This is a genomic window from Aeromicrobium phoceense (assembly GCF_013868155.1).
GTDB lineage: Bacteria > Actinomycetota > Actinomycetes > Propionibacteriales > Nocardioidaceae > Aeromicrobium > Aeromicrobium phoceense.
In genome coordinates this window covers 199,057-213,459 of record NZ_JACEOG010000001.1, presented here as the reverse complement: position 1 = coordinate 213,459, position 14,403 = coordinate 199,057, and the positions used below count along the sequence as shown (strand labels likewise).

The 14,403-nt window shown below is 72.2% G+C and carries 15 protein-coding genes; 9 read left to right on the top strand and 6 right to left on the bottom strand.

Annotated features, from left to right (window positions below; genetic code table 11):
* Positions 1–97 precede the first annotated feature (97 nt).
* From guaA to H1W00_RS00995, 6 genes are all read left to right on the top strand, one after another.
* Positions 98–1,684 carry a glutamine-hydrolyzing GMP synthase gene (gene guaA / locus H1W00_RS01020; protein ID WP_181752845.1) on the top strand — a complete coding sequence of 529 codons (1,587 nt, stop codon included), beginning with the start codon at positions 98–100 and terminating at the stop codon, positions 1,682–1,684.
* Positions 1,685–1,809: 125 nt separating this feature from the next.
* Entirely contained in the window at positions 1,810–2,229 is a 420-nt protein-coding gene (locus tag H1W00_RS01015) for a DoxX family protein (RefSeq protein WP_181752843.1), read from the top strand.
* 56 nt (positions 2,230–2,285) lie between these two features.
* Positions 2,286–2,654: a YciI family protein gene (locus H1W00_RS01010; protein ID WP_181752841.1), complete on the top strand. Its 369-nt coding sequence runs from the start codon at positions 2,286–2,288 to the stop codon at positions 2,652–2,654.
* Between the two features lie 4 nt (positions 2,655–2,658).
* A complete protein-coding gene (locus tag H1W00_RS01005) occupies positions 2,659–3,909 on the top strand; it encodes an RNA polymerase sigma factor (RefSeq protein WP_181752839.1) in 1,251 nt (416 codons plus the stop codon).
* 9 nt (positions 3,910–3,918) lie between these two features.
* Complete coding sequence (locus H1W00_RS01000) at positions 3,919–4,566, top strand: hypothetical protein (protein WP_181752837.1); 648 nt, start codon at positions 3,919–3,921, stop codon at positions 4,564–4,566.
* Positions 4,567–4,639: 73 nt separating this feature from the next.
* Positions 4,640–5,629 carry a malate dehydrogenase gene (locus H1W00_RS00995; protein ID WP_181752835.1) on the top strand — a complete coding sequence of 330 codons (990 nt, stop codon included), beginning with the start codon at positions 4,640–4,642 and terminating at the stop codon, positions 5,627–5,629.
* 65 nt (positions 5,630–5,694) lie between these two features.
* Here the strand turns inward: H1W00_RS00995 and H1W00_RS00990 are convergent, their stop codons facing one another.
* Together H1W00_RS00990 and H1W00_RS00985 are read right to left on the bottom strand one after the other, a co-directional pair.
* Positions 5,695–5,961 (bottom strand): DUF3017 domain-containing protein, encoded by a 267-nt coding sequence (locus tag H1W00_RS00990; protein ID WP_181752833.1) that lies wholly within the window; start codon positions 5,959–5,961, stop codon positions 5,695–5,697.
* Positions 5,958–6,821 (bottom strand): bifunctional methylenetetrahydrofolate dehydrogenase/methenyltetrahydrofolate cyclohydrolase, encoded by an 864-nt coding sequence (locus H1W00_RS00985; protein ID WP_181752831.1) that lies wholly within the window; start codon positions 6,819–6,821, stop codon positions 5,958–5,960. Before H1W00_RS00985 ends, H1W00_RS00990 begins: the two co-directional genes overlap by 4 nt.
* 100 nt (positions 6,822–6,921) lie before the next feature.
* On the opposite strand from H1W00_RS00985, the gene H1W00_RS00980 reads away from it, so the two are divergent.
* Together H1W00_RS00980 and H1W00_RS16215 are read left to right on the top strand one after the other, a co-directional pair.
* The gene (locus tag H1W00_RS00980; protein ID WP_181752829.1) at positions 6,922–7,533 is read left to right on the top strand and encodes a hypothetical protein; all 612 of its coding nucleotides are present in this window, start codon (positions 6,922–6,924) and stop codon (positions 7,531–7,533) included.
* Positions 7,534–7,582: 49 nt separating this feature from the next.
* Positions 7,583–8,263 (top strand): TetR/AcrR family transcriptional regulator, encoded by a 681-nt coding sequence (locus H1W00_RS16215; RefSeq protein ID WP_206679945.1) that lies wholly within the window; start codon positions 7,583–7,585, stop codon positions 8,261–8,263.
* Here the strand turns inward: H1W00_RS16215 and purH are convergent.
* From purH to H1W00_RS00960, 3 genes are read right to left on the bottom strand one after another with little or no spacing between them, the layout of a single operon-like run.
* The gene (gene purH / locus H1W00_RS00970; protein WP_181752827.1) at positions 8,235–9,791 is read right to left on the bottom strand and encodes a bifunctional phosphoribosylaminoimidazolecarboxamide formyltransferase/IMP cyclohydrolase; all 1,557 of its coding nucleotides are present in this window, start codon (positions 9,789–9,791) and stop codon (positions 8,235–8,237) included. The two genes, H1W00_RS16215 and purH, sit on opposite strands and share 29 nt — an antisense overlap.
* The gene (gene purN, locus H1W00_RS00965; RefSeq protein ID WP_181752825.1) at positions 9,788–10,426 is read right to left on the bottom strand and encodes a phosphoribosylglycinamide formyltransferase; all 639 of its coding nucleotides are present in this window, start codon (positions 10,424–10,426) and stop codon (positions 9,788–9,790) included. The genes purH and purN overlap by 4 nt, the downstream gene beginning before the upstream one ends.
* Complete coding sequence (locus tag H1W00_RS00960; RefSeq protein WP_181752823.1) at positions 10,407–11,531, bottom strand: cell division protein PerM; 1,125 nt, start codon at positions 11,529–11,531, stop codon at positions 10,407–10,409. The genes purN and H1W00_RS00960 overlap by 20 nt, the downstream gene beginning before the upstream one ends.
* Positions 11,532–11,603: 72 nt before the next feature.
* On the opposite strand from H1W00_RS00960, the gene H1W00_RS00955 reads away from it, so the two are divergent.
* Positions 11,604–13,418, top strand: a complete 1,815-nt coding sequence (locus tag H1W00_RS00955; RefSeq protein ID WP_181752821.1) for a SigE family RNA polymerase sigma factor — start codon at positions 11,604–11,606, stop codon at positions 13,416–13,418.
* A gap of 86 nt (positions 13,419–13,504) precedes the next feature.
* Here the strand turns inward: H1W00_RS00955 and sucD are convergent, their stop codons facing one another.
* The gene (gene sucD, locus H1W00_RS00950) at positions 13,505–14,401 is read right to left on the bottom strand and encodes a succinate--CoA ligase subunit alpha (protein ID WP_181752819.1); all 897 of its coding nucleotides are present in this window, start codon (positions 14,399–14,401) and stop codon (positions 13,505–13,507) included.
* Between the last annotated feature and the right edge of the window lie 2 nt (positions 14,402–14,403).

The window sequence follows — 14,403 nt, the reverse complement described above, 5'->3', positions numbered from 1 at the left end:
CGGGGGTCGACACGCCGTGTTCGACCCCCCGAACGTCACGCCCAGCGCTGCCCGCACCGCTCGCGGCGGGGTCGGCGGACGGCCCTAGGATTGGTCCGTGGCCCCCGAGACCCCCGAATCCGTAGCCGAGACCAACCACGACACCGTCATCGTCGTCGACTTCGGCGCGCAGTACGCCCAGTTGATCGCGCGGCGCGTGCGTGAGGCGAAGGTCTTCTCCGAGATCATGCCGCACACCGCGACGTCCGAGGAGATCCTGGCCAAGAACCCCAAGGCCGTGATCCTCTCGGGCGGGCCGTCGTCGGTGTACGAGGAGGGTGCGCCGCAGCTGCCCGCCGGCCTGGTCGACTCGGGCACCGCCGTCTTCGGCATCTGCTACGGCTTCATGGCGATGGCGCAGGCGCTCGGTGGCCAGGTCGCCCGCACGGGCCAGCGCGAGTACGGCCGCACGAACGTCTCGGTGCTCGAGCCGGGCACGCTGCTCGACGGCCTGCCGACCTCGCTCGTCAGCTGGATGTCCCACGGCGACGAGGTCGTGCGCGAGCCCGAGGGCTTCACCCTCAGCGCCAGGAGCGACCGCGCCACGGTGGCGGCGTTCGAGAACATCGACCGCCGGCTCGCGGGCGTGCAGTGGCACCCCGAGGTCATGCACTCCGAGTTCGGCCAGAAGATCCTCGAGCACTTCCTCTTCGGCATCGCCGGGTGCTCGCCCACGTGGACCAGCGCGAACATCGTCGAGGAGCAGGTCGAGCTCATCCGCCAGCAGGTCGGCGACGCGCGCGTCATCTCGGCGCTCTCGGGCGGCGTCGACTCGGCCGTCTCCACCGCGCTCGTGCAGAAGGCGATCGGCGACCAGCTGACCGCCGTCTTCGTCGACCACGGCCTGCTGCGCCAGGGCGAGGCCGAGCAGGTCCGGCAGGACTACGTCGCCGCGACCGGCGTCGACCTGAAGGTCGTCGACGCGAAGGACCAGTTCCTGGGCTTCCTCGAGGGCGTCACCGACCCCGAGGAGAAGCGCAAGATCATCGGCCGCGAGTTCATCCGCACGTTCGAGGCCGCCGAGCGCGAGGTGCTCGCGACTCCGGGCGCCCCGGTCAAGTTCCTGGTGCAGGGCACGCTCTACCCCGACGTCGTCGAGTCCGGCGGCGGCGAGGGCGCGGCCAACATCAAGAGCCACCACAACGTGGGCGGCCTGCCCGAGGACCTGGAGTTCTCGCTCATCGAGCCGCTGCGCACGCTGTTCAAGGACGAGGTGCGCCAGGTCGGCCGCCAGCTAGGCATCCCCGAGGCGATCGTCTCGCGCCACCCGTTCCCGGGCCCCGGCCTGGCGATCCGCATCGTCGGCGCGGTCAGCGAGGAGCGCCTCGAGATCCTGCGCCGGGCCGACGCGATCGTCCGCGAGGAGACCACGGCCGCGGGTCTCGACACCGAGATCTGGCAGTTCCCGGTGGTCCTGCTGGCCGACGTCCGCTCGGTCGGCGTCCAGGGCGACGGCCGCACCTACGGCCACCCGATCGTGCTGCGTCCCGTCTCCAGCGAGGACGCGATGACCGCCGACTGGAGCCGCCTGCCGTACGAGCTGCTCGAGCGGATCTCCACCCGCATCACGAACGAGGTCGACGAGGTCAACCGCGTCGTCCTCGACGTCACCAGCAAGCCGCCGGGAACCATCGAGTGGGAGTGACCGGGCCGGGCGCACCCGCCTGATCCGAACCTCCGGAAGAAAGTTCCGGAGTCCATGTCAAGAACGTCACCGTTCGCGCGACGTACGGGTGAGAGACCACCTCACCCCAGCGAACGGAGACCGACATGACCACCCAGACCCGACCCGCCACCGGCCCCACCCCCGGCACCGCGCTCGGCCCGCAGGCGCAGCGCGCCGGCTGGGTCGTGACTGCACTCGTCACGGCGTTCCTCGGCTTCGACGCCGTCACCCACCTGCTCCAGGTCGAGCAGGTGCGCGAGGCGAGCGCCGAGCTGGGCATCCCCGATCACGTCATCGTGATCTGCGGCGCCGTCCTCGGCGCCCTCGTCGTCGGCTACCTGATCCCGGCCACCCGAGCGATGGCCGTCGTCCTCATCACGGCGTACCTCGGTGGCGCGGTCGCGGTGAACCTCATCGCCGAGCAGCCCACGCTCAACACGGTCTTCGCGATCCTCGCCGCCGTCCTCGTGTGGGCGGGCGCCTGGCCGCGGGACGCCCGCCTGCGCGCCCTGCTGGGCGCCTGACCCTTGCCCGACCCCACCTCATCCGGAACGATCACACCCGAAACAAGGAGCACCCCATGAAGTTCATGACCATGGTCCACGAGACCCACCGCCCGACCGACCAGCCGCCGATGGAGCTGTTCGCCGCCATCGGCGCCCTGCAGGCCAAGGCCACGGCCGAGGGCACGTTCGTCCAGGCCGGCGGCCTGGCCCCGATCGAGACGCACGGAGCGATCGTCACCCTCAGTGGCGGCTCGGTCACCACGACGGACGGCCCCTACGTGGAGGTGAAGGAGCTCGTCGGCGGCTACGCCGTCTACGAGCTGCCCGACCTCGACACGGCTGTCGAGCGGGCCCAGGGCTTCCTGCAGGTCCACCTCGATGCCTGGCCGGGCTGGGAGGGCTGGGTCGAGGTGCGCACGATCTTCGAGGCGCCCCCGGCCTGACGCCATGGACGAGGCACGTGTGATCGAGCAGGTGTGGCGGCAGGAGTCGTCACGCCTGCTCGGCGCGTTGCTGCGCATCACCCGCAGCGTCGACCGGGCCGAGGACCTGGCGCAGGAGGCCCTGGCGCAGGCGCTGGAGTCCTGGCCCCGCACGGGGGTCCCGGACAACCCGGCGGCGTGGCTGATGAGCACGGCCAAGCGCCGGGCGATCGACCAGTTCCGGGCGGGGGAGCGTCAGCTCCGTGCCTACGCCGAGGTCGGCGCCGGCACTCGCGAGGCGTACGAGGCGGAGTTCGACCAGGCGCTGGCCGACGAGCACGTGCGCGACGACGTCCTGCGGCTCATGTTCACCTGCTGCCACCCGGCACTCACGCCCGAGAGCCGCACGGTGCTGACCCTGAGGCTCGTCGCCGGTCTCAGCACCCGCGAGATCGCGCGCGCCTACCTGTCGTCGGAGTCCACCGTCGCCTCGCGCATCTCGCGGGCCAAGCGCACCCTCGCCGAAGCGCGTGCCCCGATGGAGGAGCCGGTGGGCCAGGAGCGCGCCGAGCGGCTCGACTCGGTGATGGCCGCCGTGTACCTGGTCTTCAACGAGGGCCACACCGCCACCGAGGGCGAGGACTGGACGCGTCCCGACCTGTGCCGGGAGGCGGTCCGGCTCGCGGCGATCCTGGCGTCCGTCACGCCGTCCGAGCCCGAGGCGCACGCGCTGCTGGCGCTGCTGGAGCTGCAGTCGTCACGGCTCGCGGCACGCGTCGGCCCGAACGGCGAGCCGGTGCTGCTGGCCGACCAGGACCGGTCGCGCTGGGACGCCGACGCGATCTCCCGAGGGATGGCGGCGCTCGACGTCGCGGTACGGCTCGGCGGCGACGGCCCGTACGTCCTCCAGGCGGCGATCGCGGCGGAGCACGCCCGCGCCGCGTCGGTCGAGACCACCGACTGGGAGCGGATCGCGGGGCTCTACGCCCGGCTGGCGCGGGCGACGGGCTCCCTCGTCGTGGAGCTGAACCGCGCGGTCGCGCTGGCCCGGGCGCGAGGCCCCGAGGCCGGGCTCGCGGTGGTCGACGACCTCATGACGGCTCCCGCTCTGGCGCGGTACCACCTGCTGCCCAGCGTGCGGGGCGACCTGCTGGAGCAGCTCGGGCGTCACGACGAGGCGGCGACCGAGTTCCGCCGCGCGGCCGGTCTCGCCTCGAACGACCGCGAGCGCGCGCTGCTGCGGGCGCGGGCCGAGGCGCAGGGGACCAGCAGTTAGGCTGGACCGATGAGTTGGCGAGGTGCACGTCCTGTCCTGCTGGTGCTGGCCGTCGTGGCCACCCTCGGCGCGTTCGGGTGGTCGCTGCTGTCCTCCGGCGGCTCCGACGACGAGGCGAAGGGTCCGGCCACCACGCCCACGCCCACCGCGCCCGTCCTGTCGGTCGATCCCAGCCGCGAGGCCCCGGCTCCGGCTCCCACCACCGAGCCGACCACGGCACCCACCGCGGGCGAGTGCGAGGACGACAACACCCGGTTCAACGCCGACGGCACCCAGGGCGACAGCCTGCTGCCCGACTGCGGCCAGACCCCGGTCAGCAAGGAGCAGCAGGCGACCGACGGTCTGTCCCTGGCCTGCGGCGGCGACTACCCCGTGATCCTCTACAAGTCGACCACGTCGGGCGCCAAGACCTCCGTGTGCGGCAAGGACGCCGTCGGCGACCGGTTCCGTGTCGTGATCCGTCCCGACGGCGGCGACACGCTCGACCTGTCCGGCAGCTACGACTGGCGCAACGACGTCTACGTGGCCGAGGGTGACGGCACCCGCTACGAGCTGCACGCGGTCGACGGCTCGCTGCACGTGACGCAGGGCGGACAGACGCGCGTGCAGGACTCCAAGGACTGGATCTCGCTCGACAACGAGATCGACGACCTCTGACCGGGCGGTGATGGGGCCGGAATCGTCCTGCGCTAGTTTCGAGGCAGACACCCCACACAAGGAGCACATCGACGTGAGCACCTCTCCTGTCAAGGTGGCCGTCACCGGCGCCGCCGGCCAGATCGGCTACAGCCTTCTCTTCCGTCTCGCGAGCGGCTCGCTGCTCGGCCCGGACACCCCGATTCAGCTCCGACTCCTCGAGATCACCCCGGCGCTCAAGGCGCTCGAGGGTGTCGTGATGGAGCTCGACGACTGCGCGTTCCCCACGCTGGACTCGGTCGAGATCGGTGACGACCCGAACCACATCTTCGACGGCGTCAATCTCGCCCTGCTCGTCGGTGCGCGCCCGCGCACCAAGGGCATGGAGCGTGGCGACCTGCTCGAGGCCAACGGCGCGATCTTCACCGCGCAGGGCAAGGCCCTCAACGAGGTCGCCGCCGACGACGTGCGCATCGGCGTCACCGGCAACCCGGCGAACACCAACGCGCTCATCGCGATGAAGAACGCGCCGAACATCCCGGCCGAGCGCTTCACCGCGCTGACCCGCCTCGACCACAACCGCGCGATCAGCCAGCTGGCCGCGAAGACCGGCGCCAAGGTCGCGGACATCAGCAAGATGACGATCTGGGGCAACCACTCGGCCACCCAGTACCCCGACATCTTCCACGCCGAGATCGCCGGCCGGAACGCCGCCGAGGTCGTGGGCGACCAGGGCTGGATCGAGAACGACTTCATCCCCACCGTCGCCAAGCGCGGCGCGGCCATCATCGAGGCCCGCGGCGCGTCCAGCGCTGCCTCGGCCGCCTCGGCCACGATCGACGCGGCCCGCGACTGGCTGCGCGGCTCGGCCGAGAACGACTGGGTCTCGATGGCCGTGGCCTCCGACGGCTCCTACGGCGTGCCCGAGGGCCTCATCAGCTCGTTCCCGGTCACCACGAACAACGGTGACTGGGAGATCGTCCAGGGCCTGGAGATCGACGAGTTCAGCCGGGCGCGCATCGACGCCAGCGTGGCCGAGCTCGCCGAGGAGCGCGACGCCGTCACGCAGCTGGGCCTCATCTGATCCACCGCACCACGACAGCAGGGCCGCCCCACCGGGGCGGCCCTGCTTCGTCGTTCGGCGCTCGATCAGCTGGGGACGATGAGCGCCAGCAGCACGAGCGAGGTGCCGAGGAAGCCCATCCACAGCACGTCGAACAGCTTGCCGCGGACGCGCAGCATGCCGGTGTGGTCGAGCGGCACCACCATCCGGAAGGCCGCCGCGACCAAGAACGAGACGCCGATCACCACGACGCCGAGGCGCCACGGACCCACCGCGATGAGGCCCAGGCCCACGGCCACCGCCACGAGGTGCAGCAGGTAGATCCGCGACCCGTAGCTGCGGGGGAGCTTCACCCCGCGTCCTCGGCGACGGCCTCGCTGAAGTCGACCACGTTGCTGAGCAGCATCGCGCGGGTCATCGGTCCGACGCCGCCGGGGTTGGGCGTGACCCAGCCGGCGGTCTCCCACACGTCCGGGGCGAGGTCGCCCACGATCTTGCCGGCCTCGTCGCGGCTGACGCCGACGTCCAGCAGGGCGGCGCCCGGCTTGACCATGTCGCCGGTGATGATGCCCGGCACGCCGGCGGCGGCGATGACGATGTCGGCGCGGCGCACCTCCGCGGCCAGGTCCTGCGTGCCGGTGTGGCACAGCGTGACGGTGGCGTTCTCGCTGCGACGGGTCAGCAGCAGGCCCATCGGCCGGCCCACGGTGATGCCGCGGCCGACGACGACTGCGTGCCGGCCGGCGATCTCGACGTCGTGACGGCGCAGCAGCTCGAGGATGCCGCGCGGCGTGCAGGGCAGCGGCGCGGGCTTGCCGAGCACGAGCCAGCCGAGGTTGGTCGGGTGCAGGCCGTCGGCATCCTTCGCGGGGTCGATGCGGCCGATGACGGCGTTCTCGTCGAGGCCCTTCGGCAGGGGCAGCTGCACGATGTAGAGGGTGCAGGCCGGGTCGTCGTTGAGCTGGTCGACGGCCGCCTCGACCTCGGCCTGGCTGGCGTCGGCGGGCAGGTCGATGCGGATCGACTCGATCCCGATCTCGGCGCAGTCCTTGTGCTTGGCGCCGACGTACCAGCGGCTGGCCGGGTCGTCGCCGACGAGGATCGTCCCGAGCCCGGGGGTGATGCCGCGCGCACGCAGCGCGTCGACCCGCTCGCGGAGCTCGGACTTGATGGTGGCGGCGACGGCCTTGCCGTCGAGGGTCTGGGCGGTCACGGACCCGAGTCTTTCATGCGCCGCCGTCGCGACGGGCGCCCCCTGTGCGGGAGCGGTGCCGGACATACTGGGGTGACGCCGACGTGAGGGGGACGCCGACATGGGACGCAAGCGCGCGAACGAGCCGGGGGACGACCGGGCGCTGCCGCCGTACTCGCGGCTCCAGGTCGTGAACCGCAGCCTGCTGGGTCTCACCCACGCCGGTCACACGTACGCCGTCGACTACGACTTCTTCGACTGGGACGACAAGGTCTCGCTCTATGCCGACGGCCGCCGGACGGCCGTGGCGAAGGCGCCGGCGGCGTTCCCCGTGCCCGGCGGCCGCATCGAGTTCGCCACCACGTTCTACGGGGTGAAGCGCGCGCACCTCGTGCTCGCGACCGGCGCCGAGCTGCCGCTGAGCCCGCACCCGAAGATGGCCGAGGCCTGGCGGCAGCGCCTCGCCCAGCGACGACCCGTGCTGAGCGCGCTCATGGCCCGGGCGGCCGTGGTGGTCCTGGTCGTGGGGCTCGTGGTCGCCGCGATGAGCCTGCTGGACACCGTCACGCACGGGGCCGAGGTGGCCGAGTGGCTGGGCTGGAGCTTCGACTCGCCGGTCGAGCTCGGCGGGACGGGAGCGACGGTGCTCACGCTCGCGGTCGCCGCGATCGTCGAGCGCGCCCTGTCGATGCGGCACCACTGGCTGCTCGACGCCGACACCTGGTGGGCCTGACTGCCCGAGTCGGCCATCCTGGCCGTCACATCGGCCCTAGACTGCGTGAATGGCACCCAGGGCCCAACTGTCGCAGGAGCGGAGTCGGCAGCGTCGAGAGGCCCTGCTGGAGGCCGCGGTCGACCTCTTCGTGGAGGGCGGTTCACGCGCTGTCACGCATCGGGCGGTGGCCGCGGCGGCCGGGCTGCCGGCAGCCACCACGACCTACTACTTCGCCACGATCGACGACCTGCTGCGCGAGGCCTTGAACCACCACATCGAGCGCTGGCTGGAGACGGTCGGAAAGCTCGCCGACCTCGACGTCGCCGGGCTGATGTCCCTCATCACCCGCGACACGTCGGTGGAGTTCGCCTCCACCGTCCTGGCCAAGCGCACGCCCGCGAACTCCACCCGCGAGCTCGCGGTCATCCTGGGTGCCGCTCGCGACCCCCAGCTGCGCGAGGCGGCCGTGAGGGCGTTGACCACCGGGCAGCACCTGCTCGAGGACTTCCTCCACAAGGCCGGGATCGCCGATGCCGAGGGTCTGGCCGAGGACATGGTCGCCCTCATCGCCGGGATCGCACTGCGCCGGTCGGCCGGCGTCAATCCCGAGACCGAGGAGCCCGCCAAGGTCGTCCGGGCGCTGCGCAACCTCATCATCGGCCACCTCGTCGAGGACGAGACCGGCACGCAGATGCTGCAGGACCTGCGCGACCGCGGCCTCAGTGGAAGAAGTGACGCGTCCCCGTGACGTACATCGTGACGCCGGCGGCCGCGGCCGCGGCCACGGTCTCGGCGTCACGCACCGAACCGCCCGGCTGCACGATCGCGCGAACACCCGCGTCGATGAGGATCTGAGGTCCGTCGGAGAACGGGAAGAAGGCGTCCGACGCGGCGACCGCGCCCCGCGCCCGCTCCTCGCCGGCCCGCTCCACCGCGAGGCGGCACGAGTCGACCCGGTTGACCTGGCCCATGCCGACGCCCACCGAGGCCCCGTCCTTGGCCAACAGGATCGCGTTGGACTTCACGGCCTTGCACGCGCGCCACGCGAAGACGAGGTCGGCGAAGGTGTCGGCGTCGGCCGGCTCGCCCGCGGCGAGGGTCCACGTCGTCGGGTCGTCGCCCTGGGCGTCGACGCGGTCGCGCTCCTGCAGGAGCAGGCCGCCGCTGACGGGCCGGAACTCGACCGGGATCTCGTGGGTGGGAGCCGGGCAGCGCAGGATGCGAATGTTCTTCTTGCCCTGCAGCACCTCGACGGCGCCGTCCTCGTAGTCGGGGGCGACGATGACCTCGGTGAACACCTCGGCCACCTGCTGGGCCATCGCGACCGTGACCGGACGGTTGGCGGCGATCACGCCGCCGAACGCGGAGACCGGGTCGCAGGCGTGCGCGCGGGCGTGGGCCTGGGCGACGTCGGTACCCACGGCGATGCCGCAGGGGTTGGCGTGCTTGATGATCGCCACGGCGGGCTTGTCGTGCGTGAAGGCGGCGCGGCGCGCGGCGTCGGTGTCGAGGTAGTTGTTGAACGACATCTCCTTGCCGTGCAGCTGCTCGGCACCGGCGAGGCCGGGCTGGTCGCCGGTGTAGAGCGCGGCCGGCTGGTGGGGGTTCTCGCCGTAGCGCAGCACCGCCGAGCGCTCCCACGTGGCGCCGAGGAACGCCGGGAACTGCTCGTCGTCGGCGGGTGCGTAGGACGAGGAGAACCACGAGGCGACGGCGACGTCGTAGGCCGCCGTGTGCGCGAACGCCTGCGCCGCGAGGCGCTTGCGCTGGTCCAGGGTGAAGCCGCCCGCGGAGACCGCGTCGGTGACCTCGCCGTAGGCGGCGGGGGAGACGACCACCGCGACGGAGGGGTGGTTCTTCGCCGCGGCGCGGACCATGGACGGACCGCCGATGTCGATCTGCTCGACGACCTCGTCGGGCGTCGCACCCGAGGCGACGGTCTCGCGGAACGGGTAGAGGTTCACCACGACGAGGTCGAAGGGCTCGATCTCGAGCTCGCGCAGCTGGCGCTCGTGGTCGGGCAGGCGCAGGTCGGCGAGGATCCCGGCGTGGACGCGCGGGTGCAGGGTCTTGACCCGGCCGTCGAGGCACTCGGGGAAGCCGGTGAGCTCCTCGACCGGGGTCACGGGGACGCCTGCGGCCTCGATGGTCTTCGCGGTGGACCCCGTGGACACGATCGAGACGCCCGCGGCGTGCAGGGCGGTGGCCAGCTCGGCCAGCCCGGTCTTGTCGTAGACCGAGACGAGGGCGCGCGTGATGGGACGGGTGTCAGTCATGACTGTTCCTTCGGGTGGAAGCGGATGCGTCGGCCGTCGATCGAGTGGGGCTCGCGGGCGAGGCGCCCGACCCACTCCACCAGCATGGCTCGCTCGGAGGTCTTGATGCGCTCGTGCAGGGACTCGACGTCGTCGTCGTCCTCGACCGGGACGGCCACCTGGGCCACGATCGGACCAGTGTCGACGCCGGCGTCCACCACGAAGAGCGTGGCCCCGGTGACCTTGACGCCGTGGGCGAGTGCGTCGCGCGGGCCGTGCATGCCCGGGAACGACGGCGACAGGGCGGGGTGGGTGTTGACGGTGCGGCCGCCGAAGCGGTCGAGGAACGCCGGGCCCGTGAGCTTCATGAAGCCGGCCAGGACCACGAGGTCCGGCTCGTACGCCGCCACCGTCTCGGCGAGGGACGCGTCCCACGCCGCGCGGTCGGGGTGGTCGGACACGCGGTCGACGAAGGTGGGGATGCCGTGCCGCTGCGCCCGCGCGAGACCCTCGATGCCGTCGCGATCGGCGCCGACCGCGACGATCCGGGCGCCGTACGCCGGGTCGGCGGAGGCGTCGATCAGGGCCTGCAGGTTGGTGCCGGCTCCGGAGACCAGCACCACGAGCCGGGAGGGCTCAGGACGAGGCTCGGTCACGTGAAGAACGATAGTGGGCGCCGATCGCGCCGAGGGCGCCGCCCGCCGCGAGCAGCGGAACCGCGACGAGCAGGCTCTGCCAGGCCGGCGGACCGGCGGACTGCAGCAGACCCGGGCCCATGCCCCCGCGCGCCGTCTCGACGAGGAGCCCGATCACGGCGCCGGCCACCGCTCCGGCCAGGGCGCCGTCGCCGGCGGCCCGGCCCCACGTGCTCTCCTTCGCGGGCATGCGGGTGTGGGCGACGAGCCCGGCCGCCACACCCGCCGCGAGGGGGATCAGGGTCAGCACGACGACCCAGCCGCCGAAGGGACCGGGGTCCGGCAGCGCCGCCAGGGGCGGGAAGCCGGGCACGGCGCCGAGCGACGAGCCGGCGAGGTCGACCGAGGTGTCCGGTCCCAGCGTGAAGCCGGGGCCGAGCAGGACCGAGGCGGTCCACAGCACGAGCGTGGGCAGCGCCAGCAGGCACAGGACGCCCAGCAGCACCGGGCCACCGGGATCGAGCGTGGCCCACAGGTCGGAGGCCCGGTCGAGGTGCAGCACGAGCATGACGAAGGTGAGCACGGTGGCTCCGCCGAGCAGGCCGATCACGCCGGTGACGGCACCGTCGGCGACCGGGACCCAGCGTGGTGCCAGCCCGAGCCACGCGACGCCCGCCTGGCGCGAGGCGCCCCACGCCGCGGGCAGCCCGACGACGACGAACGCGCCGAACGCGGCGCGGACGAACGACGTGCTGGTCGCGTCGGTGGTGGTGGCGGCCGAGCAGATGCCGGCGAGGACACCGGCCACGCCACCGGTCATCGCCCCGAAGGCACCGGGGTCGGCCACGGGGCTCCGCAGGCACAGGCGGGTGAGCACGAGCACGAGCACGATCACGACGATCGTGGCACCGATCGGCACCAGATCGAGCCGCTGCTCGCCCGCGGTGAGCGTGGCACCCACCGAGACCAGCCACGTGCGGATCGCGGACCGGACGAGGTCGGCCGTGGAGCCGGCGACCGCCGTCGACGAGGCCGCGGCACCGGCGATCAGGACACTGAGGACCGCCGTTCCGACGGCCGTGAGGATCGCCGGGCGCCACTGATCGGCAGCACGGGACTCGGGCACCTCACCATCCAACCGGTATCGTGGGGACGATTCCGACAGCACACGCCGGGGCCGATCGAAGGAGGAAGGTAGATGACTCGGGTCGACGAGTTCGATGCCTTCTACTCCTCGACGCAGCGCGTGACCCTCGTCACCACGTACGCGAAGTGCGGTGATCGGGAGGTCGCTCGCGAGGCGACGATCGAGGCGTACCGCCATGCCTGGCGCCAGTGGTCGCGCGTGTCGTCCGGCGATCCTGCGTCGTTCGCTCGGGCCGAGGCCTGGAAGGGCACGGCCCTCAGTCGCGGCACCCACCCGTGGCGCCGTAAGCGCACCCACGACACCGACACGGCGCTGCTGGCCCAGTTGGCCGACCTCGACCAGCCGTCGCGCCGGCTCATCAGCCTGATGACGATCGCCGACGTCGACCTCGACGAGGCCGCGCGCGAGGTGGGCGTCGACGACGAGGCCGCCTTGGAACTGGCCTCCCGCGGCTTCAGCCGGATCGAGGAGGGACTCGGCGCGACCATCGACGAGGTCGTCGAGCGGATGCGGGCCCTGGCGGTCGTCACCGCCGGCCTCGACCTGCCCACGGCTGCCGAGGTGCGCCGTTCCGCCACCCGGGGCGCTCGCCGCAACGCCGTGCTCCTGGTGGCCGCCGCGCTCGCGCTCGTGCTGTTCGGCGGCGCGTTCGTCGCCCAGGGCGATGCCACGGCCCGCCAGTCGGCCCTGCCCGACCGCGAGAAGATCGGCGCGGAGTCGCGCGACGTCGTGCTGGACTCCCACAACATCGGCACCGACGACCTGCTGTCGTCGGGCGAGGTCGCGGCCCTGCGTCCCGACTCGTCGTGGACGGTCGAGGCGACCGACACCGACCCGGCCAACCAGACCCCCTACGCGACGTGCCCCACCACGCGCTTCGCCGATCCCGACCCGCTCAAGGTGTTCGTCCGCGCCTTCACCGACGACACCGACGACCGCGTGGCCCAGGCCATCGAGGTCTCCCGCTCGCCGGAGGCCTCCGAGGCCGCGTTCGACCGCCTCGTGTCCTTCTACGCCGGCTGTGAGCACCCGCGCACCCGCCTCGTCGACGCCTACCGCGTCGAGCGGCCGTTCGGCGACTTCCAGATCCTCCGCCTGCAGTCGTACCGCTCGCCGAGCCGGTTCATCACGGTGGGCCTCGCGCAGTCGGGCACCCTGACCAGCACGCTCGTGCACGAGTCGCCCGGCACGAAGCGCACCGACGTCCGCCAGTTCGCGCGCGTCCTGAACGAGTCCATCAGCCGCGTCTGCGCCGACTCCGGTGGCGACTGCTCCACCCGCTTCACCGTGACGCCCACGGTGCCGCCCGCCGTGGGCAAGAACCCCGAGTTCCTCGGCGTCGTCGACCTGCCGCCGGTCCGGACGATCGACAGCGTCTGGAGCGCCAGCGCGCCCATGCCGGTCACCGACCAGAACCCCACTGCCACGGTCTGCGACGACACGAAGTTCACCGATCCGTCCGTCGTGTCGGCCCAGTCGCGGGTCTTCGCGATCCCCGAGGCAACGAAGCTGCCCGACCAGTTCGCGCTCACCCAGACCGTGGCGCGGCTGAAGTCGCCCAAGGACGCCAAGAAGCTCGTCGACGGCGTCACCAAGCGCCTCGAGGAGTGCGCCGACGGGGACCTCCCCGCCGAGGTCAGCGACGTCAAGCGCGTCCGTGGCGAGGACTTCACCGGCACCTCGTGGCGTGTCGGCCTCGAGGTCGGCAAGGACAAGGTCGTCAACTACCGCATGGGCATCGTGCGCCGCGGGTCCGACGTCACCCAGGTCCTCTTCCCGCCCGCCGGCAAGTACGCGATCTCCGGTGGTGAGTTCCGCGCCGTCCTCAAGCGCGCGGGCGAGCGCCTCGCGCACGCGCCGGAGTGACGGACTCCTCGCCTGACGGCGAGCCCGCCCAGGAACGACGAAGCCCCCGCGACCGTGAGGTCGCGGGGGCTTCGTGCTGAACTGGCTCAGAGATCCTTGAGGATCTCCCGCATCAGGGCGGCGGTCTCGGACGGCGTCTTGCCGACCTTGACCCCGGCGGCCTCGAGGGCCTCCTTCTTCGCCTGGGCGGTGCCCGACGAGCCCGACACGATGGCGCCGGCGTGGCCCATGGTCTTGCCCTCGGGGGCGGTGAAGCCCGCCACGTAGCCGACGACCGGCTTGGTGACGTGCGCCTTGATGTACTCGGCCGCACGCTCCTCGGCGTCGCCGCCGATCTCGCCGATCATCACGATCGCCTTGGTCTCGGGGTCGTTCTCGAACGCCTCGAGCGCGTCGATGTGCGTCGTGCCGATGACCGGGTCGCCGCCGATGCCGATGGCGGTGGTGAAGCCGAAGTCACGCAGCTCGAACATCATCTGGTACGTCAGCGTGCCCGACTTGGACACGAGGCCGACCGGGCCGGGGCCCGCGATGGTCGCCGGCGTGATGCCGGCGAGCGCCTGCCCGGGGCTGATGATGCCCGGGCAGTTCGGGCCGATGATGCGGGTCTTCTTGCCCTGGGCGTAGGCCCAGAACTCCGCGGTGTCCTGGACCGGCACGCCCTCGGTGATGACCACGAGCAGGCCGATCTCCGCGTCGATCGCCTCGACGACGGCGTCCTTCGTGAACGCCGGCGGGACGAACGCGACCGACACGTCGGCGCCGGTCTTCTCGATCGCCTCGGCGACCGAGGCGAAGACGGGCAGCTCGACGTCGTTGCCGTCGGCGTCGACGTGCTTGACCGTGGTGCCGGCCTTGCGCGCGTTGACGCCGCCGACGACGTTCGTGCCGGACTTCAGCATCAGTGCGGTGTGCTTGGTGCCCTCGCCGCCGGTGATGCCCTGGACGATGACCTTGGATTCAGAGGTGAGATAGATCGCCATGT